At 59.9% G+C, this 23,495-nt stretch carries 35 protein-coding genes and 1 pseudogene; 32 read left to right on the forward strand and 4 right to left on the reverse strand.

The features are described 5' to 3' along the window. Positions 1–63: 63 nt before the first annotated feature. The gene (locus HJB91_RS23600; protein ID WP_085777819.1) at positions 64–357 is read right to left on the reverse strand and encodes a transcriptional regulator; all 294 of its coding nucleotides are present in this window, start codon (positions 355–357) and stop codon (positions 64–66) included. A 496-nt stretch (positions 358–853) separates the two neighbouring features. Here HJB91_RS23600 and rpsL point away from each other — a divergent pair, with 496 nt between their 5' ends. From rpsL to rplQ, 31 genes are all read left to right on the forward strand, one after another. After that, positions 854–1,225, forward strand: a complete 372-nt coding sequence (gene rpsL / locus HJB91_RS23605) for a 30S ribosomal protein S12 (protein WP_003547537.1) — start codon at positions 854–856, stop codon at positions 1,223–1,225. Positions 1,226–1,302: 77 nt separating this feature from the next. Beyond that, the gene (rpsG, locus tag HJB91_RS23610) at positions 1,303–1,773 is read left to right on the forward strand and encodes a 30S ribosomal protein S7 (RefSeq protein ID WP_004669085.1); all 471 of its coding nucleotides are present in this window, start codon (positions 1,303–1,305) and stop codon (positions 1,771–1,773) included. 29 nt (positions 1,774–1,802) lie between these two features. Continuing rightward, positions 1,803–3,902 carry an elongation factor G gene (gene fusA, locus HJB91_RS23615; protein WP_210628248.1) on the forward strand — a complete coding sequence of 700 codons (2,100 nt, stop codon included), beginning with the start codon at positions 1,803–1,805 and terminating at the stop codon, positions 3,900–3,902. A gap of 68 nt (positions 3,903–3,970) precedes the next feature. After that, the gene (tuf, locus tag HJB91_RS23620) at positions 3,971–5,146 is read left to right on the forward strand and encodes an elongation factor Tu (RefSeq protein ID WP_011424970.1); all 1,176 of its coding nucleotides are present in this window, start codon (positions 3,971–3,973) and stop codon (positions 5,144–5,146) included. A 307-nt stretch (positions 5,147–5,453) separates the two neighbouring features. Next, positions 5,454–5,762 (forward strand): 30S ribosomal protein S10, encoded by a 309-nt coding sequence (gene rpsJ, locus HJB91_RS23625; protein WP_003547547.1) that lies wholly within the window; start codon positions 5,454–5,456, stop codon positions 5,760–5,762. 33 nt (positions 5,763–5,795) lie between these two features. Further along, entirely contained in the window at positions 5,796–6,437 is a 642-nt protein-coding gene (gene rplC, locus HJB91_RS23630) for a 50S ribosomal protein L3 (protein ID WP_004674916.1), read from the forward strand. A 13-nt stretch (positions 6,438–6,450) separates the two neighbouring features. Then, positions 6,451–7,071, forward strand: a complete 621-nt coding sequence (rplD, locus tag HJB91_RS23635) for a 50S ribosomal protein L4 (protein WP_221155985.1) — start codon at positions 6,451–6,453, stop codon at positions 7,069–7,071. Further along, positions 7,068–7,361: a 50S ribosomal protein L23 gene (locus HJB91_RS23640; RefSeq protein WP_003547550.1), complete on the forward strand. Its 294-nt coding sequence runs from the start codon at positions 7,068–7,070 to the stop codon at positions 7,359–7,361. The genes rplD and HJB91_RS23640 overlap by 4 nt, the downstream gene beginning before the upstream one ends. An 11-nt stretch (positions 7,362–7,372) precedes the next feature. Then, a complete protein-coding gene (rplB, locus tag HJB91_RS23645; protein WP_184452872.1) occupies positions 7,373–8,209 on the forward strand; it encodes a 50S ribosomal protein L2 in 837 nt (278 codons plus the stop codon). A 15-nt stretch (positions 8,210–8,224) separates the two neighbouring features. Then, positions 8,225–8,503 (forward strand): 30S ribosomal protein S19, encoded by a 279-nt coding sequence (gene rpsS, locus HJB91_RS23650; RefSeq protein ID WP_007531666.1) that lies wholly within the window; start codon positions 8,225–8,227, stop codon positions 8,501–8,503. A gap of 2 nt (positions 8,504–8,505) precedes the next feature. After that, on the forward strand, positions 8,506–8,895 hold the full coding sequence (gene rplV / locus HJB91_RS23655; RefSeq protein WP_004674922.1) for a 50S ribosomal protein L22: 390 nt from the start codon (positions 8,506–8,508) through the stop codon (positions 8,893–8,895). Beyond that, positions 8,895–9,629: a 30S ribosomal protein S3 gene (rpsC, locus tag HJB91_RS23660; protein WP_003573793.1), complete on the forward strand. Its 735-nt coding sequence runs from the start codon at positions 8,895–8,897 to the stop codon at positions 9,627–9,629. Before rplV ends, rpsC begins: the two co-directional genes overlap by 1 nt. Positions 9,630–9,667: 38 nt before the next feature. Then, on the forward strand, positions 9,668–10,081 hold the full coding sequence (gene rplP, locus HJB91_RS23665) for a 50S ribosomal protein L16 (RefSeq protein WP_003573792.1): 414 nt from the start codon (positions 9,668–9,670) through the stop codon (positions 10,079–10,081). An 11-nt stretch (positions 10,082–10,092) separates the two neighbouring features. Beyond that, the gene (gene rpmC / locus HJB91_RS23670; protein ID WP_004674925.1) at positions 10,093–10,293 is read left to right on the forward strand and encodes a 50S ribosomal protein L29; all 201 of its coding nucleotides are present in this window, start codon (positions 10,093–10,095) and stop codon (positions 10,291–10,293) included. A 12-nt stretch (positions 10,294–10,305) separates the two neighbouring features. Further along, positions 10,306–10,545, forward strand: a complete 240-nt coding sequence (gene rpsQ / locus HJB91_RS23675) for a 30S ribosomal protein S17 (RefSeq protein WP_004674926.1) — start codon at positions 10,306–10,308, stop codon at positions 10,543–10,545. Positions 10,546–10,806: 261 nt separating this feature from the next. Continuing rightward, a complete protein-coding gene (gene rplN / locus HJB91_RS23680; RefSeq protein ID WP_003573790.1) occupies positions 10,807–11,175 on the forward strand; it encodes a 50S ribosomal protein L14 in 369 nt (122 codons plus the stop codon). A gap of 10 nt (positions 11,176–11,185) precedes the next feature. Further along, positions 11,186–11,494, forward strand: coding sequence for a 50S ribosomal protein L24 (gene rplX, locus HJB91_RS23685; RefSeq protein ID WP_008521328.1), 309 nt, complete (start codon positions 11,186–11,188; stop codon positions 11,492–11,494). Beyond that, on the forward strand, positions 11,487–12,044 hold the full coding sequence (rplE, locus tag HJB91_RS23690) for a 50S ribosomal protein L5 (RefSeq protein WP_004674930.1): 558 nt from the start codon (positions 11,487–11,489) through the stop codon (positions 12,042–12,044). Before rplX ends, rplE begins: the two co-directional genes overlap by 8 nt. Before the next feature lie 32 nt (positions 12,045–12,076). Continuing rightward, on the forward strand, positions 12,077–12,382 hold the full coding sequence (gene rpsN, locus HJB91_RS23695; RefSeq protein ID WP_003573787.1) for a 30S ribosomal protein S14: 306 nt from the start codon (positions 12,077–12,079) through the stop codon (positions 12,380–12,382). Between the two features lie 12 nt (positions 12,383–12,394). Further along, positions 12,395–12,793 (forward strand): 30S ribosomal protein S8, encoded by a 399-nt coding sequence (gene rpsH / locus HJB91_RS23700; RefSeq protein WP_003547562.1) that lies wholly within the window; start codon positions 12,395–12,397, stop codon positions 12,791–12,793. A gap of 42 nt (positions 12,794–12,835) precedes the next feature. After that, entirely contained in the window at positions 12,836–13,369 is a 534-nt protein-coding gene (gene rplF / locus HJB91_RS23705; RefSeq protein ID WP_008521309.1) for a 50S ribosomal protein L6, read from the forward strand. A 12-nt stretch (positions 13,370–13,381) separates the two neighbouring features. Next, complete coding sequence (gene rplR / locus HJB91_RS23710; protein ID WP_210628246.1) at positions 13,382–13,744, forward strand: 50S ribosomal protein L18; 363 nt, start codon at positions 13,382–13,384, stop codon at positions 13,742–13,744. A gap of 130 nt (positions 13,745–13,874) precedes the next feature. After that, positions 13,875–14,444, forward strand: coding sequence for a 30S ribosomal protein S5 (gene rpsE, locus HJB91_RS23715; protein WP_003573784.1), 570 nt, complete (start codon positions 13,875–13,877; stop codon positions 14,442–14,444). A 13-nt stretch (positions 14,445–14,457) separates the two neighbouring features. Then, complete coding sequence (gene rpmD / locus HJB91_RS23720; RefSeq protein WP_221155986.1) at positions 14,458–14,667, forward strand: 50S ribosomal protein L30; 210 nt, start codon at positions 14,458–14,460, stop codon at positions 14,665–14,667. Positions 14,668–14,683: 16 nt separating this feature from the next. Continuing rightward, positions 14,684–15,160 (forward strand): 50S ribosomal protein L15, encoded by a 477-nt coding sequence (gene rplO / locus HJB91_RS23725; protein WP_210628245.1) that lies wholly within the window; start codon positions 14,684–14,686, stop codon positions 15,158–15,160. 232 nt (positions 15,161–15,392) lie between these two features. Next, positions 15,393–16,733 (forward strand): preprotein translocase subunit SecY, encoded by a 1,341-nt coding sequence (secY, locus tag HJB91_RS23730; RefSeq protein ID WP_085777822.1) that lies wholly within the window; start codon positions 15,393–15,395, stop codon positions 16,731–16,733. Continuing rightward, entirely contained in the window at positions 16,730–17,380 is a 651-nt protein-coding gene (locus HJB91_RS23735; protein ID WP_210628244.1) for an adenylate kinase, read from the forward strand. Before secY ends, HJB91_RS23735 begins: the two co-directional genes overlap by 4 nt. A gap of 222 nt (positions 17,381–17,602) precedes the next feature. Continuing rightward, positions 17,603–17,971, forward strand: a complete 369-nt coding sequence (gene rpsM / locus HJB91_RS23740) for a 30S ribosomal protein S13 (protein WP_011424992.1) — start codon at positions 17,603–17,605, stop codon at positions 17,969–17,971. Positions 17,972–18,104: 133 nt separating this feature from the next. Beyond that, positions 18,105–18,494, forward strand: coding sequence for a 30S ribosomal protein S11 (gene rpsK / locus HJB91_RS23745; protein ID WP_003547577.1), 390 nt, complete (start codon positions 18,105–18,107; stop codon positions 18,492–18,494). A 97-nt stretch (positions 18,495–18,591) separates the two neighbouring features. After that, on the forward strand, positions 18,592–19,602 hold the full coding sequence (locus HJB91_RS23750) for a DNA-directed RNA polymerase subunit alpha (protein WP_003547579.1): 1,011 nt from the start codon (positions 18,592–18,594) through the stop codon (positions 19,600–19,602). A gap of 123 nt (positions 19,603–19,725) precedes the next feature. After that, positions 19,726–20,148 carry a 50S ribosomal protein L17 gene (gene rplQ, locus HJB91_RS23755; RefSeq protein ID WP_088685497.1) on the forward strand — a complete coding sequence of 141 codons (423 nt, stop codon included), beginning with the start codon at positions 19,726–19,728 and terminating at the stop codon, positions 20,146–20,148. A gap of 149 nt (positions 20,149–20,297) precedes the next feature. On the opposite strand, the pseudogene HJB91_RS23760 reads toward rplQ, so the two are convergent. Beyond that, a pseudogene (locus tag HJB91_RS23760) lies at positions 20,298–21,031 on the reverse strand (phosphotransferase). Between the two features lie 173 nt (positions 21,032–21,204). On the opposite strand from HJB91_RS23760, the gene HJB91_RS23765 reads away from it, so the two are divergent. Beyond that, positions 21,205–21,609: a DUF2809 domain-containing protein gene (locus HJB91_RS23765; protein ID WP_405047679.1), complete on the forward strand. Its 405-nt coding sequence runs from the start codon at positions 21,205–21,207 to the stop codon at positions 21,607–21,609. Positions 21,610–21,626: 17 nt separating this feature from the next. Here HJB91_RS23765 and msrQ read toward each other — a convergent pair whose 3' ends face one another. Further along, a complete protein-coding gene (gene msrQ / locus HJB91_RS23770; protein ID WP_210628242.1) occupies positions 21,627–22,283 on the reverse strand; it encodes a protein-methionine-sulfoxide reductase heme-binding subunit MsrQ in 657 nt (218 codons plus the stop codon). Next, the gene (gene msrP / locus HJB91_RS23775) at positions 22,283–23,230 is read right to left on the reverse strand and encodes a protein-methionine-sulfoxide reductase catalytic subunit MsrP (RefSeq protein ID WP_210628241.1); all 948 of its coding nucleotides are present in this window, start codon (positions 23,228–23,230) and stop codon (positions 22,283–22,285) included. Before msrP ends, msrQ begins: the two co-directional genes overlap by 1 nt. Positions 23,231–23,495 lie beyond the last annotated feature (265 nt).

The following is a 23,495-nucleotide window of genomic DNA, read 5'->3' on the forward strand; positions in this document are numbered from 1 at the left end:
GCGATCCGGGCGGTTTTCGTTTGTGCTAGCCTCTGATTGATCGGGGGAGGGAAGGCGTTCCCGTCAGTTGAACCGGATGATCGCGACCTCGCCATCGACCGCACCCTGATAAGCCGAGGCGTGCGGCTCTTCCGCCGGAATTTCGGTCAGCATGCCGATCTGGTCGAGATCGGCCTCGATGAAGCCCTCCTCGGCAAGAGCGTTCAAGGCTTCGCGCACGGCGGTGTCGTCATCGGGCGCCTTCAGCAGGATGTGCAGGTCGATGCCTTCGCTTGCCTCGGACTCATAGCCTTTTCCGATGATGATGAAGATCATCGGCCCGTCGAAATTATTGTCGTTATCAGGTGTCGTGATCATCGCCTGTCCTCGGTTCATGGAGATTCGCTTTGTCGAATCCGCTGAGAGGACCTAACGCCGCAATTGCTGATTCCTTAACCGCTTTTGCTGCAAGGCCCAAGTTTTTATCTTGGCGCACGTCCCTGAATGCGTCTAGAAGGATGAAAACAGGGCGTTCGGCCCGCATATCAAGGTGATGCGGCCAAGTTTATTTCTTAACCGGCCTTGACGGAACGGGTGGAAACCAGTAGTACCCCGCCCATCAGATCCCATGTGAGGCTTGGCTGTTCGGGGCGACGCGCCCTGAAGTTCACCTCAAACAAGGTTCTAAACGCACGTTGAAGTCATGATGCTGCACGCATGACGCAGGATTTTATGCGTCCTCTGCTCCTTGTGGTCCATCTGCGGAAGCGGATCGGGCCATATTTTGCGCATTGACGGAAAGCATGCGTCATTGCCGGAGACGGCGTGAGTTCAAGCCCGCAAGGGTACTGAGAAAAACGTAAGGGATGGTTGAATGCCTACCGTAAACCAGCTGATCCGCAAGCCTCGCCAGGCGAACGTAAAGCGTAATAAGGTTCCCGCTCTCCAGGAGAACCCGCAGAAGCGCGGCGTTTGCACGCGCGTCTACACGACCACGCCGAAGAAGCCGAACTCGGCTCTGCGTAAGGTCGCAAAGATCCGCCTGACCAACGGCTTCGAAGTCATTGGTTACATCCCCGGCGAAGGTCACAACCTTCAGGAACACTCCGTCGTCATGATCCGCGGCGGCCGCGTCAAGGACCTTCCGGGTGTCCGTTATCATATCATCCGCGGCGTTCTCGATACCCAGGGTGTCAAGAACCGCAAGCAGCGTCGCTCCAAGTACGGCGCGAAGCGTCCGAAGTAATTCGGTTTTGAATAATCCGGCGCTGCGCGAGGTCCTCCGCGTGATGAAGCGCCTTAACGGTTGAAGAGACGAAAAGTATGTCCAGACGTCATAAAGCAGAAAAGCGCGAGATCAACCCGGATCCGAAGTTCGGTGACCTCGTCGTGACCAAGTTCATGAATGCCATCATGCTCGATGGTAAGAAGTCCGTTGCTGAAAACATCGTCTACGGTGCGTTCGACGCCGTCCAGGGCAAGTCCAAGCAGGAGCCGCTTTCGGTTTTCCATTCTGCGCTCGACAACATTGCCCCGCACGTTGAAGTCCGCTCGCGCCGCGTCGGTGGTGCGACCTATCAGGTTCCGGTCGACGTCCGTCCGGAGCGCCGCCAGGCTCTCGCCATTCGCTGGCTGATTGCCGCCGCCCGCAAGCGCAACGAAACCACCATGATCGACCGTCTGTCCGGCGAACTGCTCGATGCGTCCAACAACCGCGGCTCCGCCGTCAAGAAGCGCGAAGACACGCACAAGATGGCTGACGCCAACCGCGCGTTCTCGCACTATCGCTGGTAATTCCGAACGGTATCGAAAGGCAGTCCACAATGGCTCGCGAATATAAGATCGAAGACTACCGCAATTTCGGTATCATGGCGCATATCGACGCCGGCAAGACCACGACCACCGAGCGTATCCTTTACTACACCGGCAAGTCGCACAAGATCGGCGAAGTCCACGACGGCGCAGCCACCATGGACTGGATGGAGCAGGAGCAGGAGCGTGGCATCACGATCACGTCCGCTGCCACCACGACCTTCTGGAAGGGCCGTGACGGCAAGATGCGCCGCTTCAACATCATCGACACTCCCGGCCACGTCGACTTCACCATCGAAGTCGAGCGTTCGCTGCGCGTTCTGGACGGCGCCATCGCGCTGCTCGACGCCAACGCCGGCGTGGAGCCGCAGACGGAAACCGTCTGGCGCCAGGCTGAGAAGTACAATGTTCCGCGGATGATCTTCTGCAACAAGATGGACAAGACCGGCGCGGACTTCTACCGCTCGGTCGAGATGATCAAGACGCGTCTCGGTGCGACCGCCGTCGTCATGCAGCTGCCGATCGGCGCTGAAAGCGACTTCAAGGGCGTTGTCGACCTCGTCGAGATGAATGCCCTGATCTGGCGCGACGAATCGCTCGGCGCCCAGTGGGACGTCGTCGAAATCCCGGATGACCTGAAGGCCAAGGCTGAAGAATATCGTGAAAAGCTGATCGAGACGGTCGTCGAGATCGACGAAGCTGCGATGGAAGCCTACCTCGAAGGCAACATGCCCGACAACGATAAGATCCGCGAACTCGTTCGCCGCGGCACGATCGACGTCAAGTTCCATCCGATGTTCTGCGGCACCGCCTTCAAGAACAAGGGTGTGCAGCCGCTGCTCGACGCCGTCGTCGACTACCTGCCGTCGCCGCTCGACATTCCGGCGATCAAGGGCATCGACTTCAAGACCGAAGCTGATATCGAGCGTCATGCAGACGACGCCGAGCCGCTTTCGATGCTGGCGTTCAAGATCATGAACGACCCCTTCGTCGGTTCGCTCACCTTCGCACGCATCTACTCCGGCAAGCTCGAAAAGGGCTCCTCGGTTCTGAACACGGTCAAGGACAAGCGCGAGCGCGTCGGCCGTATGCTGCAGATGCACTCCAACTCGCGTGAAGACATCGAAGAAGCCTTCGCGGGCGACATCGTTGCTCTCGCCGGCCTCAAGGAAACCACCACTGGCGATACGCTCTGCGATCCGCTGAAGCCGGTTATCCTCGAGCGCATGGAATTCCCCGAGCCGGTCATCCAGATCGCCATCGAGCCGAAGTCCAAGGGCGACCAGGAAAAGATGGGCCTCGCGCTCAACCGCCTGGCAGCTGAAGACCCGTCCTTCCGCGTGAAGACGGACCAGGAATCCGGCCAGACGATCATCGCCGGCATGGGCGAACTGCATCTCGACATCATCGTCGACCGCATGCGTCGCGAGTTCAAGGTCGAAGCAAACGTCGGTGCGCCGCAGGTTGCTTACCGCGAAACCATCACGCGCCAGACCGAAGAAGACTATACGCACAAGAAGCAGACCGGTGGTACCGGCCAGTTCGCACGTGTCAAGATCATCTTCGAACCGAACCCGGAAGGCGAAGACTTCAAGTTCGAATCCAAGATCGTCGGCGGCTCTGTTCCGAAGGAATACATCCCGGGCGTTCAGAAGGGCATCGAGAGCGTTCTGTCTTCCGGTCCGCTGGCTGGCTTCCCGATGCTCGGCGTCAAGGCGACGCTCATCGACGGCGCCTTCCACGATGTAGACTCGTCGGTCCTGGCGTTCGAAATCGCTTCCCGCGCTTGCTTCCGTGAAGCAGCGAAGAAGGCCGGCGCTCAGCTCCTCGAGCCGATGATGAAGGTCGAAGTCGTCACCCCGGAAGATTACGTCGGTGACGTTATCGGCGACCTCAACTCCCGCCGTGGCCAGATCCAGGGTCAGGAAAGCCGTGGCATCGCGGTTGTCATCAGCGCCAACGTTCCGCTGGCCAACATGTTCAAGTACGTCGACAACCTGCGCTCCATGTCGCAGGGCCGCGCGCAGTACACGATGACCTTCGATCATTACGCGCCGGTCCCGTCGAACGTCGCAACCGAAATCCAGGCAAAGTATTCCGGTCAGAAGTGACCGGAATACCAATTGACCGATAACAAGAATTAGCTCCTCTCGGGGACTAGCAAAACGGAGAGCCGAAAATGGCAAAGAGTAAGTTTGAGCGCAACAAGCCGCACGTCAACATTGGCACGATCGGCCACGTTGACCACGGCAAGACGTCTCTGACGGCAGCGATCACGAAGTACTTCGGTGAGTTCAAGGCGTACGACCAGATCGACGCGGCTCCGGAAGAGAAGGCGCGCGGCATCACGATCTCGACGGCGCACGTTGAGTATGAGACGCCGGCCCGCCACTATGCGCACGTCGACTGCCCCGGCCATGCCGACTACGTGAAGAACATGATCACCGGTGCGGCGCAGATGGACGGCGCGATCCTGGTTTGCTCGGCTGCTGACGGCCCGATGCCGCAGACGCGCGAACACATCCTGCTCGCCCGCCAGGTCGGCGTTCCGGCGATCGTTGTGTTCCTGAACAAGGTCGACCAGGTTGACGACGCCGAGCTTCTCGAGCTGGTCGAGCTCGAGGTTCGCGAGCTTCTGTCGTCCTACGACTTCCCGGGCGACGACATTCCGGTCGTCAAGGGCTCGGCGCTTGCTGCTCTTGAAGATTCCGACAAGAAGATCGGCGAAGACGCGATCCGCGAACTGATGGCAGCGGTCGACTCGTACATCCCGACGCCTGAGCGTCCGGTTGACCAGCCGTTCCTGATGCCGATCGAAGACGTGTTCTCGATCTCGGGCCGTGGTACGGTCGTGACCGGCCGCGTCGAGCGTGGCATCATCAAGGTTGGTGAAGAAGTCGAGATCGTCGGCATCCGTCCGACGTCGAAGACGACGGTGACCGGCGTTGAAATGTTCCGCAAGCTGCTCGACCAGGGCCAGGCCGGCGACAACATCGGCGCGCTGATCCGCGGTGTGAACCGTGACGGCGTCGAGCGTGGTCAGATCCTGTGCAAGCCGGGCTCGGTCAAGCCGCACAAGAAGTTCAAGGCAGAAGCCTACATCCTGACGAAGGAAGAGGGCGGCCGTCATACGCCGTTCTTCACCAACTACCGTCCGCAGTTCTACTTCCGCACGACGGACGTTACCGGCATCGTGACGCTTCCGGAAGGCACGGAAATGGTCATGCCGGGCGACAACGTCACGGTTGACGTCGAGCTGATCGTTCCGATTGCGATGGAAGAAAAGCTGCGTTTCGCTATCCGCGAAGGCGGCCGCACCGTCGGCGCCGGTATCGTCGCTTCGATCGTCGAGTAATTCCTTCGGCCACTCCGGTGGGGTGGCCGATTCGATGACAATATTATGATGCAGGCGGCGCAAGCCGCTTGCTTATTACACAGAAATGTAGCAAATGGCGCGCGAGCGCGATTTGCGCGCCGCTTTGGACGACGAAGCGGTGACTGAACAAGCAAATAAGGTGGGCTAGAAGGCCCTGAAGACTGGATAGGGATGTCGGGTATCGGCGCCCTCTCGATCTTTGAAACCGGTGGTCCGCCTTAGGAAGAAAGAACAACCCGTGTCTTGTCCAGAGACATGCGGAAAACAAACACAAGGATAACGTCGAATGAACGGCCAAAATATCCGCATTCGCCTGAAGGCGTTCGATCACCGGATTCTCGATGCTTCTACGCGCGAGATCGTGTCGACGGCGAAGCGCACCGGTGCAAGCGTCCGGGGCCCCGTTCCGCTTCCGACCCGCATCGAGAAGTTTACGGTCAACCGGTCCCCGCACATCGACAAGAAGAGCCGCGAACAGTTCGAGATGCGCACGCATAAGCGCCTGCTCGACATCGTAGACCCGACCCCGCAGACGGTAGACGCGCTGATGAAGCTCGATCTCGCCGCCGGTGTCGATGTTGAGATCAAGCTCTGAGCTTGCTCGAGCTGAGTTGGAAGGATTGAACCGATGCGTTCAGGTGTGATTGCACAAAAGGTGGGAATGACCCGCGTCTACAATGACGCCGGCGAGCATGTCCCGGTAACGGTACTGCGTATGGACGGCTGCCAGGTCGTTGCCACGCGCACTGTCGAGAAGAATGGCTATACCGCAGTTCAGCTCGGTGCCGGCCAGGCGAAGGTGAAGAATACGTCGAAGGCGATGCGCGGCAACTTTGCCGTTGCCAACGTCGAGCCGAAGGCCAAGCTCGCAGAATTCCGCGTGTCGGAAGACAATCTGCTGGAGATCGGCACGGAGCTCAAGGCGGGTCACTTTGCCGCCGGTCAGCTCGTCGATGTGACGGGTACGACGATCGGTAAGGGTTTTGCCGGCGCCATGAAGCGCCATGGTTTCGGCGGTCTGCGCGCCACGCACGGTGTGTCGGTTTCGCACCGTTCGCACGGTTCGACCGGCTCGCGCCAGGATCCGGGCAAGGTTTTCAAGAACAAGAAGATGGCTGGTCACATGGGCCAGACGCGCGTCACGACACAGAACCTGGAAGTGGTTTCGACCGACGAAGATCGCGGTCTGATCCTGATCAAGGGTGCTGTTCCCGGTTCCAAGGGTGCCTGGATCATCGTGCGCGACGCCGTCAAGTCGGCCGCGAAGTAAGGGAGCCAGATCAATGGAATTGAACGTCAAGACCCTCGAGGGAAAAGACGCCGGGAAGGTCTCCCTTTCGGACGAGATTTTCGGCCTCGAGCCCCGCGAAGACATTCTCGCCCGCGTTATCCGCTGGCAGCTTGCCAAGAAGCAGCAGGGCACGCACAAGGCAAAGGGCCGCGCTGATGTCTCGCGCACCGGTGCCAAGATGTACAAGCAGAAGGGTACGGGCCGCGCTCGTCACCATTCGGCTCGCGCTCCGCAGTTCCGCGGCGGCGGCAAGGCCCATGGCCCGGTCGTTCGCAGCCACGAGCACGACCTTCCGAAGAAGGTTCGGGCACTCGGCCTTCGCCATGCCCTTTCGGCCAAGATCAAGGCTGATGACGTTATCGTCATCGACAACCTGGTCGCAGCTGAAGCCAAGACCAAGGCTCTCGCGTCCGCTTTCGAGACGCTCGGCCTGACCAACGCCCTCTTCATCGGCGGCGCAGAGCTTGACGGCAACTTCAAGCTTGCGGCACAGAACATCCCGAACATCGATGTTCTGCCGATCCAGGGCATCAATGTTTACGACATCGTGCGCCGTGGCAAGCTCGTGCTTTCCAAGGCTGCGGTTGAAGCGCTAGAGGAGCGATTCAAGTGACCGATCTTCGCCACTACGATGTGATCGTCTCTCCGGCGATCACCGAAAAGTCCACGCTGGTATCCGAAAACAACCAGGTTGTTTTCAATGTCGCCAAGCAGGCGACAAAGCCGGAAATCAAGGCTGCTGTCGAGGCGCTGTTCGGCGTCAAGGTTACGGCCGTCAACACTCTGCTGCGCAAGGGCAAGACCAAGCGGTTCCGCGGTTTCGTCGGCAAGCAGAAGGACGTGAAGAAGGCTGTCGTGACGCTGGCTGAAGGCCAGACGATCGACGTCTCCACCGGTCTCTGAGGAATAAGAAAATGGCATTGAAAACATTCAATCCGACGACCCCGAGCCAGCGTCAGCTGGTCATCGTGGACCGCTCCTCGCTCTACAAGGGCAAGCCGGTCAAGGCGCTGACGGAAGGTCTGACCAAGAGCGGTGGTCGTAACAACCTCGGCCGCATCACGGCTCGCTTCATCGGTGGCGGTCATAAGCGCAGCTACCGTCTGGTCGACTTCAAGCGTCGCAAGTTCGATGTCGAAGGCACGGTCGAGCGTATCGAATACGATCCGAACCGCACGGCTTTCATCGCCCTGGTGAGCTATTCGGATGGCGAGCAGGCCTACATCATCGCTCCGCAGCGTCTCGCCGCCGGCGACAAGGTCATCGCTTCGGAGAAGGCTGTCGACGTCAAGCCCGGCAACACCATGCCGCTGCAGTATATCCCGGTCGGCTCCATCATCCACAATGTGGAAATGAAGCCGGGCAAGGGCGGTCAGATCGCCCGTTCCGCCGGTTCCTACGCACAGCTGGTGGGTCGAGACCAGGGCATGGCGATCCTTCGCCTGAACTCCGGTGAGCAGCGCCTCGTAAGCGGCATCTGCCTTGCTTCGATCGGCGCCGTCTCCAATCCGGACCACGCCAACATCAACGACGGCAAGGCCGGTCGTACCGTCTGGCGCGGGAAGCGTCCCCATAACCGCGGTGTCGTCATGAACCCGGTCGACCATCCGCACGGCGGTGGTGAAGGCCGCACCTCCGGTGGTCGCCATCCAGTGACACCGTGGGGCAAGCCGACCAAGGGCAAGCGCACCCGGTCGAACAAGTCGACCGACAAGATGATCATGCGCTCGCGTCATCAGCGTAAGAAGTAAGAGAGGAAGTCTCCAATGGCTCGTTCAGTATGGAAAGGTCCGTTCGTTGACGGCTATCTTCTCAAGAAGGCTGAGAAGGTTCGTGAAGGCGGACGTGCAGAAGTGATCAAGATCTGGAGCCGTCGCTCCACGATCCTGCCGCAGTTCGTCGGTCTCACCTTCGGCGTCTACAACGGCAGCAAACATGTCCCGGTCAGTGTCAATGAAGACATGGTCGGTCACAAATTCGGTGAATTCTCTCCGACCCGCACCTACTACGGTCACGGCGCGGACAAGAAGGCGAAGAGGAAGTAACAATGGGCAAGGCAAAAGCCGAACGCCGGCTGAAGGACAACGAGGCGCAAGCAGTCGCCCGCACGCTCCGCGTCAGCCCCCAGAAGCTCAACCTGGTTGCTGCGGCCATCCGCGGCAAGAAGGTCGAGCGTGCACTCGCTGAGCTGGAGTTTTCCCGCAAGCGCATCGCGGGCGCCGTCAAGAAGACGCTCGAATCCGCGATCGCCAACGCCGAGAACAACCACGATCTCGACGTCGACGCACTCGTCGTCGCCGAAGCCTACGTCGGCAAGTCGATCGTCATGAAGCGTTTCCACGCTCGTGGCCGCGGTCGCGCGTCGCGCATCGAAAAGCCCTTCGCGCACCTGACGATCGTCGTTCGTGAAGTGCAGGCAGCAGAGGAGGCCGCATAATGGGTCAGAAAATCAATCCGATCGGTTTCCGTCTCGGCATCAATCGTACCTGGGATAGCCGCTGGTTCGCGGACAATGCCGAGTATGGCCAGCTGCTGCACGAAGACCTGAAAATGCGCAAGTTCGTGATGAGCGAACTGAAGCAGGCCGGGATCTCCAAGGTGGTTATCGAGCGTCCGCACAAGAAGTGCCGCGTCACGATCCACTCGGCTCGTCCGGGCCTGATCATCGGCCGCAAGGGCGCCGACATCGACAAGCTCCGCAAGAAGCTGTCCGATATGACCAACTCGGAAACGCACCTCAACATCGTCGAAGTGCGCAAGCCCGAAGTCGACGCAACTCTGGTCGCTCAGTCGATCGCCCAGCAGCTCGAGCGCCGCGTGGCTTTCCGCCGCGCCATGAAGCGCGCCGTTCAGTCCGCGATGCGTCTTGGCGCCGAGGGCATCAAGATCACCTGCGCCGGCCGTCTCGGCGGTGCGGAAATCGCCCGTACGGAATGGTACCGTGAAGGTCGCGTGCCGCTGCACACGCTGCGCGCCGACATCGACTACGGCACGGCAGAAGCAGAAACCGCATTCGGTATCTGCGGCATCAAGGTCTGGATCTTCAAGGGCGAAATCCTTGAGCACGATCCGATGGCTTCCGAACGTCGCGCGTTGGAAGGCGACGCACAGGGTCCGGCAAGCCGCGAACGCGACCGTGGCGATCGTCGCCGCGAACGCGACAACGCGTAATTAGCGCTGGCGAAAGATAAGCTCGGAGAAGTAAGAAAATGTTGCAGCCAAAGCGTACTAAGTACCGCAAGCAGTTCAAGGGCCGCATCAAGGGCGTCGCCAAGGGCGGTTCTGACCTGGCATTCGGCGAATTCGGCCTGAAGGCTCAGGAGCCCAACCGCGTCAACGCACGCGAGATCGAAGCGGCTCGCCGCGCGATCACGCGTTACATGAAGCGCGCCGGCCGTGTATGGATCCGCGTGTTCCCGGACGTTCCGGTAACCGCAAAGCCGACCGAAGTCCGCATGGGTAAGGGTAAGGGCTCCGTTGAGTACTGGGCATGCAAGGTCAAGCCCGGTCGTATGATGTTCGAGATCGACGGCGTCAGCGAAGAGATCGCCCGTGAGGCGCTTCGTCTCGGCTCTGCCAAGCTCTCGGTCAAGACGCGCTTCGTACAGCGCATTGCAGAGTAAGGATTGAGCTCATGAAAGCCTCAGATGTTCGCGCGTTGACCGCCGACCAACTCAAGGACGAGCTTGCCAAGCTGAAGAAGGAGCAGTTCAACCTGCGCTTCCAGAAGGCGACCGGCCAGCTCGAAAAGTCCTCGCGCATCAACGAAGTCCGCAAGGACATCGCCCGCGTGAAAACCATTGCCCGCCAGAAGGCGGCAGAAGTTAAGGCCTAAAGGAAGAAAAATATGCCGAAGCGCATCCTGCAGGGCGTCGTCGTTGGCGACAAGAACGAGAAGACGGTAGTGGTTCGTGTCGAGCGTCGTTTCGCTCACCCGCTGCTCCAGAAGACCGTTCGTCGATCCAAGAAGTACAAGGCCCACGACGAAAACAACCAGTACAAGATCGGCGATACCGTATCCATCGAGGAATGCGCGCCGATCTCCAAGGACAAGCGCTGGACGGTGATTGCCGCCCAGGGCAAGTAACAGAATTTTGGCCGAGGCCTTGCGTCTCGCCGAAATATCTGTATGAAGCAGCGTCAGAACGCTCGAATGCCGGGCGTTCTTTTGCTTTGAGCGCACGGAAGGTCCCGTTCGGGAAACCACCCTGGCACGATCGACCCCGCGCTATTCAGCTATGCCGTGTTGTTGCCTGCCGTTACGGCAGGTCGGCCGGCGAACATTTTCATAAGCCGGGGTAGGGGGCTTAGGCCCAACCATTCCGGTAAACCAAGAAGGCGACCTGATATGATTCAGATGCAAACAAACCTCGACGTCGCGGATAATTCCGGCGCACGTCGTGTCATGTGCATCAAGGTGCTGGGCGGCTCGAAGCGCAAGTATGCCTCGATCGGCGACGTCATCGTCGTTTCGATCAAGGAAGCGATCCCGCGCGGCCGTGTGAAGAAGGGTGACGTGATGAAGGCGGTTGTCGTTCGTACCGCCAAGGACATCCGTCGTCCGGATGGCTCGGTCATCCGCTTCGACACCAACGCAGCAGTCCTCATCGACAACAAGAAAGAGCCGATCGGCACCCGTATCTTCGGACCGGTTCCGCGCGAACTTCGCGCCAAGAACCACATGAAGATCATCTCGCTGGCTCCCGAAGTACTGTAAGGAGCGAACGATGCAGAAGATTCGTAAGGGCGACAAGGTCGTCATGCTCGCTGGCAAGGACAAGGGCCGCACCGGCGAAGTCGTACAGGTTATGCCGAAGGAAGATCGTGCGGTCGTCCGTGGCGTCAACGTCGTCAAGCGCCACCAGCGCCAGACGCAGACACAGGAAGCCGGCATCATCGCCAAGGAAGCTCCGGTTCACCTGTCCAACATTGCAATCGTCGACAAGGACGGCAAGCCGACCCGCGTCGGTTTCAAGGTCGTTGACGGCAAGAAGGTCCGTGTTGCCAAGCGTTCTGGAGAAGTGATCGATGGCTGAGGCAAAGTACGAGCCGCGGCTCAAGAAAGAATATGTCGAGCGCATCCGCAAGGCGATGCAGGAGAAGTTCTCCTACGCCAACGAGATGATGATCCCGAAGCTTGACAAGATCGTTATCAACATGGGTGTGGGCGAAGCCACGGCTGACTCCAAGAAGCCGACCGTTGCTGCTGCCGACCTGGCTGCTATCGCTGGTCAGAAGCCGGTCATCACCCGTGCACGCAACTCTATCGCTGGCTTCAAGGTCCGCGAAAACATGCCGATCGGCGCGAAGGTCACCCTGCGCGGCGCCCGCATGTACGAGTTCCTGGATCGCCTGGTCAACATCGCGCTCCCGCGCGTTCGCGACTTCCGCGGCCTGAACCCGAAGAGCTTTGACGGCCGTGGCAACTTCGCCATGGGCATCAAGGAGCACATTGTGTTCCCAGAAATCAACTACGACAAGGTTGATCAGATGTGGGGCATGGACATCATCGTTTGCACGACGGCGACGACCGACGACGAAGCACGGGCTCTCCTGAAAGAGTTCAGCTTCCCGTTCCGTCAATAACCGTAACGACGAGCGTAGAAAAGGAACCTGACATGGCGAAGACAAGCGCAGTTGAAAAGAACAAGCGCCGCCGTACTACGGTCGCCAACCAGGCCGCTAAGCGGGCTGCGTTGAAGGCGATCATCATGAACCAGGCTCTTCCGATCGAAGAGCGGTTCAAGGCCTCGATCAAGCTGGCATCCCTGCCGCGCGATGGATCGAAGACCCGTATTCGCAACCGTTGCGAAGTTTCGGGGCGTCCGCGCGCATATTACCGCAAACTGCGCATGTCGCGTATTGCGCTGCGTGAACTGGGCAATCTCGGCAAGGTGCCGGGCATCGTCAAGTCGAGCTGGTAAGGAGCAGGTTAGATGACAATGACTGATCCGTTGGGCGATATGCTCACCCGTATCCGTAACGGCGCTTCCCGCCGCAAGTCGTCGGTTTCGACGCCTGCGTCCAAGCTCCGCGCACGTGTTCTCGATGTCCTGCAGTCCGAAGGCTACATCCGTGGCTATTCCGTTGTCGATTTCGGCAATGGCAAGTCGGAGCTCAGCATCGAGCTGAAATATTATGAAGGCGCATCGGTGATCCGTGAGATCGGCCGTGTGTCCAAACCGGGCCGCCGGGTTTATGTCTCGGTCAAGTCCATTCCGCAGGTCGCGAACGGCCTCGGCATCACCATCCTTTCGACTCCGAAGGGTGTGATGGCCGATCACCAGGCTCGCGAACAGAACGTTGGTGGCGAGGTTCTTTGCTCGGTCTTCTAAGATTGGGCAGGGATCTCCATAGCGAACAGACAGGATTGAAACATGTCTCGTATCGGTAAGAAGCCCGTTCAGGTGCCTGCTGGGATCACGGCTACGGTCGATGGCCAGAAGGTTACCGCAAAGGGCCCGAAGGGCGAGCTGTTTTTCGTTGCTAACGACGAAATCAGCCTCAAGCTCGAAAACAACGCGGTCGTTGTGACGCCCGTGAACCAGACCAAGGATGCGCGTTCGAAGTGGGGCATGTCCCGCACGATGATCGAAGGCATCTTCAAGGGCGTCAAGGACGGCTTTGAGCGCAAGCTCGAAATCAACGGCGTCGGTTACCGCGCCGCCCTGCAGGGCAAGAACCTGCAGCTGGCCCTCGGCTTCAGCCACGACGTGATCTATGAGCCGCCGGTCGGCATCACGATCGCCGTTCCGAAGCCGACTGAAATCGTTGTCTCCGGCATCAATAAGCAGCAAGTCGGTCAGGTCGCCGCTGAAATCCGCGAATATCGCGGTCCTGAGCCCTATAAGGGCAAGGGCGTCAAGTACGCTGACGAGCGGATCGTCCGCAAAGAAGGCAAGAAGAAGTAAGGATCACGCGAAATGGCTAGCAGGAAAGAAGCACTTGCACGTCGTGCCAACCGCGTGCGCCGTCATCTCAAGTCGGTGGCCAATGGCCGTCCGCGCCTGTCGGTTCATCGCTCCTCGAAGAACATCTATGCCCAGATCATCGACGATGTGGCTGGCAAGACGCTTGCGTCTGCCTCCACTCTCGAGAAGGATCTGCGCGGTTCTCTGAAGACCGGTGCCGATACCGCCGCCGCTGCTGCAGTGGGCAAGCTCGTCGCCGAGCGCGCCTCCAAGGCCGGCGTGTCGGAGGTCGTGTTCGACCGTGGCGCCTTCATCTATCATGGTCGCATCAAGGCTCTTGCCGAAGCGGCCCGCGAAGGCGGTCTCACCTTCTGATCAGTTTCCGGCCGGACGCGTCAAGCGCCGGCCGGATTTTCGCCGGACCGCGGCACTCTCCAAAAGGGGAGGCTGATGCGGTCCACATTTGTTTGCCGATTGCACCCGGAAAAGAAAAAGGAAGAGGACAATGGCACAGGAAAGAAGGCCGCAGCGGGAAGACCGCCAGAGCCGTGAAGAGCGCGATAGCGAATTCGTCGACAAGCTTGTCGCGATCAACCGCGTCGCCAAGGTCGTCAAGGGCGGCCGTCGTTTTGGTTTCGCAGCACTCGTCGTCGTCGGCGACCAGAAGGGCCGCGTCGGCTTCGGCCATGGCAAGGCACGCGAAGTGCCGGAAGCCATCCGCAAGGCAACCGAAGCCGCCAAGCGCGAGCTGATCTTCGTACCGCTGCGTGACGGCCGTACGCTGCATCACGACGTTCATGGCCGCCATGGCGCCGGCAAGGTTCTGCTGCGCTCGGCCAAGGTTGGTACCGGTATCATCGCCGGTGGTCCGATGCGCGCCGTATTCGAAACGCTCGGCATGCACGACGTCGTCGCCAAGTCGACCGGTTCGTCGAACCCCTACAACATGGTTCGCGCCACCTTCGACGCTCTGAAGCACCAGGTTCACCCGAAGGACATCGCAGCTCAGCGCGGCATCAAGTATGCAACGCTGCAGGCTCGTCGTAGCGCCTCCGGCAACGCCTCTGAAGAATAAGAGGAGCTGACCAATGGCCAAGGCTACCAAGAAGGCTGAAACGAAGACTGTCACGATCGAACAGATCGGCAGCCCGATTCGCCGTCCGGACGTCCAGCAGCGCACGCTGATCGGTCTCGGACTGAACAAGATGCACCGTCGCCGCACGCTGGAGGATACTCCTTCCGTTCGCGGCATGATCCGTGCTGTCCAGCATCTCGTTCGCATCGTCGACGAGAAGTGAGACGGAGGAAACGCTCATGAAACTCAATGAAATCAAGGACAACGAAGGCTCCACCCACAGCCGCAAGCGCCTCGGCCGCGGTATCGGTTCGGGCTCCGGCAAGACGGCTGGTCGCGGTGTCAAGGGTCAGAAGTCCCGTTCCGGCGTCGCCATCAACGGCTTCGAAGGCGGCCAGATGCCGATCTATCGTCGCCTGCCGAAGCGCGGCTTCAACAACATTTTCGCTTCCGACTTTGTTGTCGTGTCGCTTGCTCGCATTCAGGCGGCAATCGACGCCGGCAAGCTCGATGCCAAGGCGACTGTTGACGCAGCTGCCCTAAAGGCCGCCGGCGTTATCCGCCGCGCCAAGGACGGCGTTCGCGTTCTCGCTGACGGCGAGCTCAAGGCCAAGATCACCATCGTCGTCGCAGGCGCTTCCAAGCCCGCCGTCGAGAAGATCGAAAAGGCCGGCGGCACAGTGACGCTGCTTTCGGCTCCGGCTGCAGCAGAATAATATCTGATGATATATCGCCCGGGGTGCTTCACACCGGGCGATTTTGCTCCCATATGTGGGCCTCACAAAAACTTGGCTGGCGCCCCGCGTCATGCCGGTAAGACTGGAAAACAAGGGTGAGGCATGGGGTTGCGCTGCAATCCGTCCAAAACCCAGTTTTGAATTATTTTCATACTGATTCCGGGGCCGGTATTTCCCCAGAGACGCCGGAATTGGTAGGGCGGAGAATCGCATGGCTTCTGCAGCGGAACAATTGGCATCCAACCTCAATTTTTCGACCTTTGCCAAAGCCGAGGATTTGAAGAAGCGCCTGTGGTTCACACTGGCAGCTCTCCTCGTCTACAGGCTCGGCACCCATATCCCGCTTCCGGGTCTCAATCCCGAAGCCTATGCCCAGGCGTTCCGCGGCCAGGCAGGCGGTATTCTCGGCCTTTTCAACATGTTCTCGGGCGGCGCCGTTCAGCGCATGGCGATCTTTGCGCTCGGCATCATGCCCTATATCTCCGCTTCGATCATCGTGCAGCTGATGACTTCGGTCGTGCCGACGCTTGAAAACCTGAAGAAGGAAGGCGAGCAGGGTCGCAAGATCATCAACCAGTACACCCGCTACGGCACCGTCATTCTGGGTGCGCTCCAGGCATACGGCATTGCCGCCGGCCTCGAGAGCGGCCAGGGTCTTGTCGTCGATCCGGGCTGGTTCTTCCGTATTTCCACCGTTCTGACGCTGCTCGGCGGCACGATGTTCCTGATGTGGCTCGGCGAGCAGATCACCTCGCGCGGTATTGGCAACGGCATTTCGCTGATTATCTTCGCCGGTATCGCAGCCGGCCTTCCGAGCGCTCTTGCCGGCACGCTCGAACTCGGCCGCACCGGCGCGCTGTCGACCGGCCTCATCCTGCTCGTCATCATTGTCGCGATCGCCGTCATCGGTGTCATCGTCTTCGTGGAGCGCGCCCAGCGCCGGCTGCTGATCCAGTATCCGAAGCGCCAGGTCGGCAACCGTATGTTCCAGGGCGATACGTCGCACCTGCCGCTGAAGCTCAACACATCGGGCGTGATCCCGGCGATCTTTGCCTCTTCGCTCCTACTTCTGCCGGCGACGGTCGCGGGTTTTGCCAACACCACGGCGATGCCTGCCTGGGCGACGTCGATCGTTGCCGCCCTCGGTCATGGCCAGCCGCTCTACATGGTGCTCTATGCGGCGCTGATCGCCTTCTTCGCTTTCTTCTATACGGCCATCGTCTTCAATCCGAAGGACACGGCCGACAATCTGAAGAAGCATGGCGGCTTCATTCCCGGCATCCGTCCGGGTGAGCGCACTGCCGAATATATTGACTACGTGCTGACCCGCATCACGGTGATTGGCGCCATCTATCTCGTCTTCGTCTGCATCCTCCCGGAGATTCTGGTGTCGCAAACCGGCATTCCATTATCCCTTGGTGGGACTTCGCTTTTGATCGTGGTTAGCGTAACTCTTGATACGGTTGCACAGATCCAGGGTCACCTGATCGCGCAGCAATACGAAGGCCTGATCAAGAAATCGAAGTTGCGAGGAGGAAAGAGGGGGCGATGAGACTTATCCTTTTGGGGCCGCCGGGCGCGGGCAAGGGAACCCAGGCCCAGCGGATCGTGGAAAAGCACGGCATTCCGCAGCTTTCTACGGGAGACATGCTGCGTGCGGCGGTCAACGCCGGCACGGAGGTCGGCAAGCGCGCCAAAGCGGTGATGGATGCCGGCAAGCTGGTCTCGGACGAGATCGTCATCGCCATTGTCTCCGAGCGAATCGATCAGCCCGATTGCGCCAACGGTTTCATTCTCGACGGTTTCCCCAGGACGCTCGTCCAGGCGGACGCCACCGAGGCGATGCTGAGGGCGAAGGGTCTAGGTCTCTCTGTCGTCATCGAATTCCGTGTCGACGATGCCGAACTGGTCCGTCGTGTTGCCGGCCGCTATTCCTGCGCACAGTGCGGCAGCGTCTATCATGACACTGACAAGGTTCCGGCCAATGAGGGCGTGTGCGACAAGTGCGGTTCCACCCACTTCAAGCGCCGCCCGGACGACACTCCGGAAACCATGACGGCCCGGCTGCAGGTCTATTACAAGGAGACCTCACCGTTGATCGGCTACTACCATGCCAAGGGCAAACTCAAGTCCGTGGACGGCATGGCGGAGATCGATCAGGTGACCGCCGAAGTCGAAGCCATTCTTTCCAAGCTTTAAGGCTTTGAAAATAAAACTTGGCGGAACGGTTGCTTTTCAGCAGTGATTCCGCTAAACACCGCGCCAACTCGCGACATTCCATGCGATCGGCGCGGATTTCCCAGGGAAGTCCGGGTTCGGTCGTATTGACATGTTGCGGACCTAATTTGAACGGGCGGTTCTCAAGGACCGCATAACGAAGCCCACTTGCCGGATGGCAACTGGAATGCAAGGAGAACAGGCGTGGCACGTATCGCTGGCGTCAACATCCCGACTGCAAAGCGCGTGGTCATCGCGCTGACCTACATTCACGGGATCGGTCCGAAATTCGCACAGGAAATCGTCGAGAAGGTCGGTATTCCGGCTGAACGTCGTGTGCATCAGCTGACGGACGCTGAAGTCCTTCAGATCCGCGAAACCATCGACCGTGATTATCAGGTCGAGGGTGATCTTCGTCGCGAAACCGCGATGAACATCAAGCGTCTGATGGATCTCGGCTGCTACCGCGGCCTGCGTCATCGTCGCGGCCTTCCGGTCCGCGGCCAGCGCACGCACACCAATGCCCGCACCCGCAAGGGTCCGGCAAAGGCAATCGCTGGCAAGAAGAAGTAATTGCCGGGAAACCGGGGTGGGGAGGCTGGCGGTCCGCGCTGGCCTCTTTTGAGTTTGGAGCGGGACCATATAGGCGCCGTTCCGGTGTAGCCGCTGGTATTACGGCGGTGAAGAGATCAACGAAAGGAATAGCATGGCTAAGGAAGCCGTCCGCGTTCGCCGTCGCGAGCGCAAGAATATCTCGTCGGGTGTCGCTCACGTCAACTCGACCTTCAACAACACGATGATCACCATCACTGATGCGCAGGGCAATGCGATCGCCTGGTCGTCGGCTGGCGCCAAGGGCTTCAAGGGCTCGCGCAAGTCGACCCCCTTCGCTGCCCAGATCGCTGCCGAAGACTGCGCCAAGAAGGCCCAGGAACACGGCATGAAGTCGCTGGAAGTCGAAGTCTGCGGTCCGGGTTCGGGTCGTGAATCGGCTCTGCGCGCGCTCCAGGCTGCAGGTTTCATGATCACGTCCATCCGCGACGTGACGCCGATCCCGCACAATGGCTGCCGTCCGCGCAAGAAGCGCCGCGTCTGATCATCGCTCTCGTCACCGGTGAGCGCCCTGGCGCTCCTGGTGGTTTTCAAGCTCGGTTGTCACGATTGGATGGTGGCAACGAACGGAAGGCAAACTCATGATTCAGAAGAACTGGCAGGAACTGATCAAGCCGAACAAGGTGGAGTTCTCCTCGAGCTCGCGCACCAGGGCGACGCTCGTTGCCGAACCGCTGGAGCGCGGCTTCGGCCTCACCCTCGGCAACGCACTGCGCCGCGTTCTGCTCTCCTCGCTGCGCGGTGCCGCCGTCACGGCGGTGCAGATCGACGGCGTGCTGCATGAATTCTCCTCGATTCCGGGCGTCCGCGAAGACGTCACGGATATCGTGCTCAACATCAAGGAAATCGCCATCAAGATGGATGGCGACGACGCGAAGCGCATGGTCGTGCGCAAGCAGGGCCCGGGCGTTGTCACGGCTGGCGATATCCAGACGGTCGGCGATATCGAAATCCTCAATCCCGAGCATGTGATCTGCACGCTCGACGAGGGCGCCGAGATCCGCATGGAATTCACCGTCAACAACGGCAAGGGCTACGTTCCGGCCGAGCGCAATCGTGCGGAAGATGCTCCGATCGGTCTCATACCGGTCGACAGCCTCTATTCGCCGGTCAAGAAGGTGTCCTACAAGGTTGAAAATACCCGCGAAGGACAGGTTCTCGACTACGACAAGCTGAACATGACCATCGAAACCGATGGCTCGATCACCGGCGAAGACGCCGTCGCTTTCGCGGCGCGCATCCTCCAGGATCAGCTTGGCGTCTTCGTCAACTTCGACGAGCCGCAGAAGGAAACCGAAGAGGAAGCAGTCACCGAACTCGCTTTCAACCCGGCTCTGCTCAAGAAGGTGGACGAACTCGAACTGTCGGTCCGTTCGGCAAACTGCCTGAAGAACGACAACATCGTCTACATCGGCGACCTCATTCAGAAGACCGAAGCAGAAATGCTCCGCACACCGAATTTTGGTCGCAAGTCGCTGAACGAAATCAAGGAAGTTCTCGCTTCCATGGGCCTGCACCTCGGCATGGAAGTGCCGGCATGGCCGCCCGAGAACATCGAAGATCTCGCCAAGCGTTACGAAGACCAGTATTAAAAACCAAAAAGGCAGGCTCTTTCGGCTGCCTTTCCCCGTCAAACAGCAGGCCGATCGCCTGCATGTGCCAGGAAACGGCAGGCCCGGTTAACGTAAGGGCACCTGCATTAAAGGAGAGTAGCAATGCGCCATGGTAAAGCCGGCCGCAAGCTGAATAGAACCGCAAGCCACCGCAAGGCGATGTTCGCCAACATGGCGGCTTCGCTCATCACCCACGAGCAGATCGTCACGACCCTGCCGAAGGCCAAGGAAATCCGTCCGATCGTCGAGAAGCTCGTCACGCTCGGCAAGCGCGGTGACCTGCATGCTCGCCGCCAGGCGATCTCGCAGATCCGCGATGCCGCCGTCGTTTCGAAGCTGTTCGACACGATCGCAACGCGCTACGCCACCCGCAACGGCGGCTACCTGCGCATCATGAAGGCCGGCTTCCGCCAGGGCGACAACGCCGCTTTGGCTGTGATCGAATTCGTTGATCGCGACACCTATGCCAAGGGCGCAGCCGACAAGGCCCGCGTTGCTGCCGAAGAGCAGGCCGTCGCCGCTTAAATTTTCCGCTTCGCCGGAAACGGAACAGCCGGGCTGCAAAGCCCGGCTGTTTTTCTTTGTCCATGCGCGTGCGTAAAGGCTCCTTTTGGCGCAATGCTGTCGCCGGAAGGTCCCGACATGGATGCGGCCCATCGATCCGCCGAAACTGCTCAGACCGCTCGAACTTCAGCGAGCCGCTTGGCGGCGTAGTCGTCCTGCCAGCAGACGGCGGCTTCCCATGCGGCTGACGCTTGCGCGGCGATGTCGTGCGCGCCGTCGTCGAGACCGGCAGCGTTGCCGGGCAGCACCAGGTCGAGGTCGGGAGCGTCGACATGTGACTCGTCCCAGTCGATCAACGCGACCCGGTCGGGGGTTATGCGGACGTTGCCAGGGCTGTTGGGATTGCCGTGGACAACGCATCTCTGACGTCCGGCGAGCGCGCCCACGCTGCGCGACATCGAATAACGCCCTCGGGCGGCATCGCGGCAAGGTTGATCCTCGTTCCGGTTTCCGCGTGAAGGAGGTCGGTCGACGATCGCCAGCCCGGACGCTGCGGCCAGCCCTGTGTCAACCGATGCAGCTCGCGGAGCGTGTCGGCCACGCGACGCCAGTCGGACCCTGTCTCGGGCGCTCCGCCCTCCATGTATTTCATCACCACCAGCCCGTCCACGAACAGCCGGCCGTCCGTCGTCGGGGTCGGCACTGGAACGTGCATGCCTTCACTGTCGAGGTATTGGATCAGCTCGGTTTCCCATGCGAGATCGGCGTTGGTCCGGCTGCCGAGACCACCGACCGCGATCTGCCCGTGGACGCGAACGCTCCACACGCCATTGGCAACTCCACCCGTCAGTCGTTCGATGCGAACCGCATCTTCACCCCATTGCCCGAGTACTTCCCATCCCATTGGCGATATCCCTGGCGGCTATGATTCAATTGACGGAAGAAATAGAGAAAGTTTAGGACGCCAAGATGTCCGTGTCCGGCGCAAAGCAGCCATGGCGGCAATCATCGAAACTGCCTAAAGCATCTTGGTCAAGGTGCGGCAGCGACACCGCTTACCAAACCCTGGAGATTAAGGTGGAAGGTTCTCTGCGCGAAGCACATTCCCGATCGCAGTTCCTCCGTCTCGCGGCTGTGTTTGTGGTGATTGCGGTCGGCCTGGCCCTCAGGCGCTTGGGCTACGCGGTCGATCTGCCTTTCGTCGTCGTCAAATATGGCGGGTCGGCGCTCTGGGGAGCGATGGTCTATCTGCTGGTGGCGCTCGTCTTCGGAAGGTCACCGCGGGCGGTCATTGCGGTCATGGCGCTTTTCATAGCAATCTCGGTCGAATTGTTCCGGCTTTATCATACGCCCGGGTTGGACGCGTTTCGGCTGACGACTGCAGGCGCCTTGTTGCTCGGCCGGATATTTTCCCTCTGGAACATACTCGCCTACGCGGTCGGCATCGCCGCAGCCTGTGCCTTTGATCCCGCGCGTCGTTGAGACTCGGCTGACTACCGTCAGGAAACCGACGCCGCCGCACGATTGCGTTGCCGCCCCTGGCTTTTTTTCCGACTGCGTGCGATCGGCCGCCAAGAGCGGTAGAGGATGAGCGCGATAATCAAACCCACATAAATAAACTGCTGGAGATCGAGGATCTTGGTCGAAAGCGCAAAATGCAGAGCCCCGCAGGCGGCAATGATGTAGACGAGGCGGTGCAGCCAGATCCAGGTGTTGCCGAGGCGACGGATCGAGAGGTTATTGGAAGTCACCGCCAGGGGAATAAGCATCGCAAGGCCGGCCATGCCGAACATGATGAACGGGCGCTTCAACACGTCATTGATGACGGCCTGAATTTCCATCGCCTGGTCGAGCACCATGTAGACGGTAAAATGCATCAGCGCGTAGTAAAAGGTCAGCAAGCCGAGCGCGCGGCGATAGCGCAGATAGTTCCAGCCGAAAAGCTCGCGGGCAGGGGAGACGGCAAGCGTCAGAATCAAAAAGCGGATTGTCCAGATGCCAAGGAAGAGCTCGAAGGTCTTGACCGGATCGGCGCCGAGCTGATCGGTCGCGCCGAGATAAAAGGCCCAGGCGGCGGGCACGAGCCCGACGACATAAAGCAGCCAGACGGAGGCAGGCTGCCAGCGCTTCGGGATGGCAAGCGACAGTTCGGCCATCAGAAATTCGCCTTCAGGTCCATGCCGGCATAAAGGCTCGCCACCTCGTCGGCATAGCCGTTGAAGGGCAGGGTGGGGCGGCGGCTTGCGCCGAAGAAGCCGCTTTCGCCGATGCGCCTCTCGCTTGCCTGACTCCAGCGCGGATGGTCGACGGCCGGGTTGACGTTGGCGTAGAAGCCGTATTCCTGCGGATTGGTCACCTGCCAGGTGTTCTTCGGCTGCTGGTCGGTGAGCGTGATCCTGACGATCGACTTGATGCCCTTGAAGCCGTATTTCCACGGCACAACAAGCCGGATCGGCGCACCATTCTGGTTCGGTAGCGTTTCACCATAAAGCCCGACGGCAAGCAGCGTCAGCGGGTGGCGCGCCTCGTCCAGCCGCAGCCCCTCGACATAGGGCCAGTCGAGCGACTGAAAGAAGCCCTTCTGCCCTGGCATCTCCTCCGGTCGCACGACGGTTTCGAAGGCGACATATTTGGCGCTGCCGAGCGGCTCCACCTTGTCGAGCAGCGCCGCCAGCGGAAACCCGTTCCATGGAACGACCATCGACCAGGCCTCGACGCAGCGCATCCGATAGGTGCGCTCCTCGATCGGGAATTCCTTCATCAGCGCCTCGACGTCGAAGGTGCCTGGCTTGTTGACCATGCCGTCGATCTTGACCGTCCAGGGCAGCGGCTTGAAATCGCCGGAGAGAGCGGCGGGGTCGCCCTTGTCGAGACCGAACTCATAGAAATTATTGTAGGTCGTGACGTCCTTGATCGGCGTCGTCTTCCCATCGACCTTGTACTTGCTCTCGACGGCGGAAAGGGTGGCCGCGCTCGCCTTGCCGGCGCCATAGAGCGCCATGGCGCCAAGCGTCGCTGCGCCCAGGAACTCACGGCGACGCAGATAGAGCTGGCGCGGCGTGATCTCCGACGACGCGATCCTTGGGGGGCGATAGCTTGGCATGTCGAAAACCTCCAGGGCGGATATTCCGAATATAGTCCTTAAACGAACCGCCCGCATGTTCGGATCAATTTCTATGCCTTGAATATTGCTGACAGGAAGCCAATTTTTTGTGTTCGGCTGTGATGGAATAGGGTGTAACCAAAGGTCCCGCCGAACCGTATATATTCGAATTGCGCTCAACGCGCTTCTCCCGGCAGCGTACCGGATTTGGCCTTGCCGGTAGTGACAGCCCCCATCGATTGGATTAGGACAATTCCAAAAAGCG

The sequence above is a fragment of the Rhizobium sp. NLR10b genome (assembly GCF_019685435.1).
Lineage (GTDB): Bacteria > Pseudomonadota > Alphaproteobacteria > Rhizobiales > Rhizobiaceae > Rhizobium.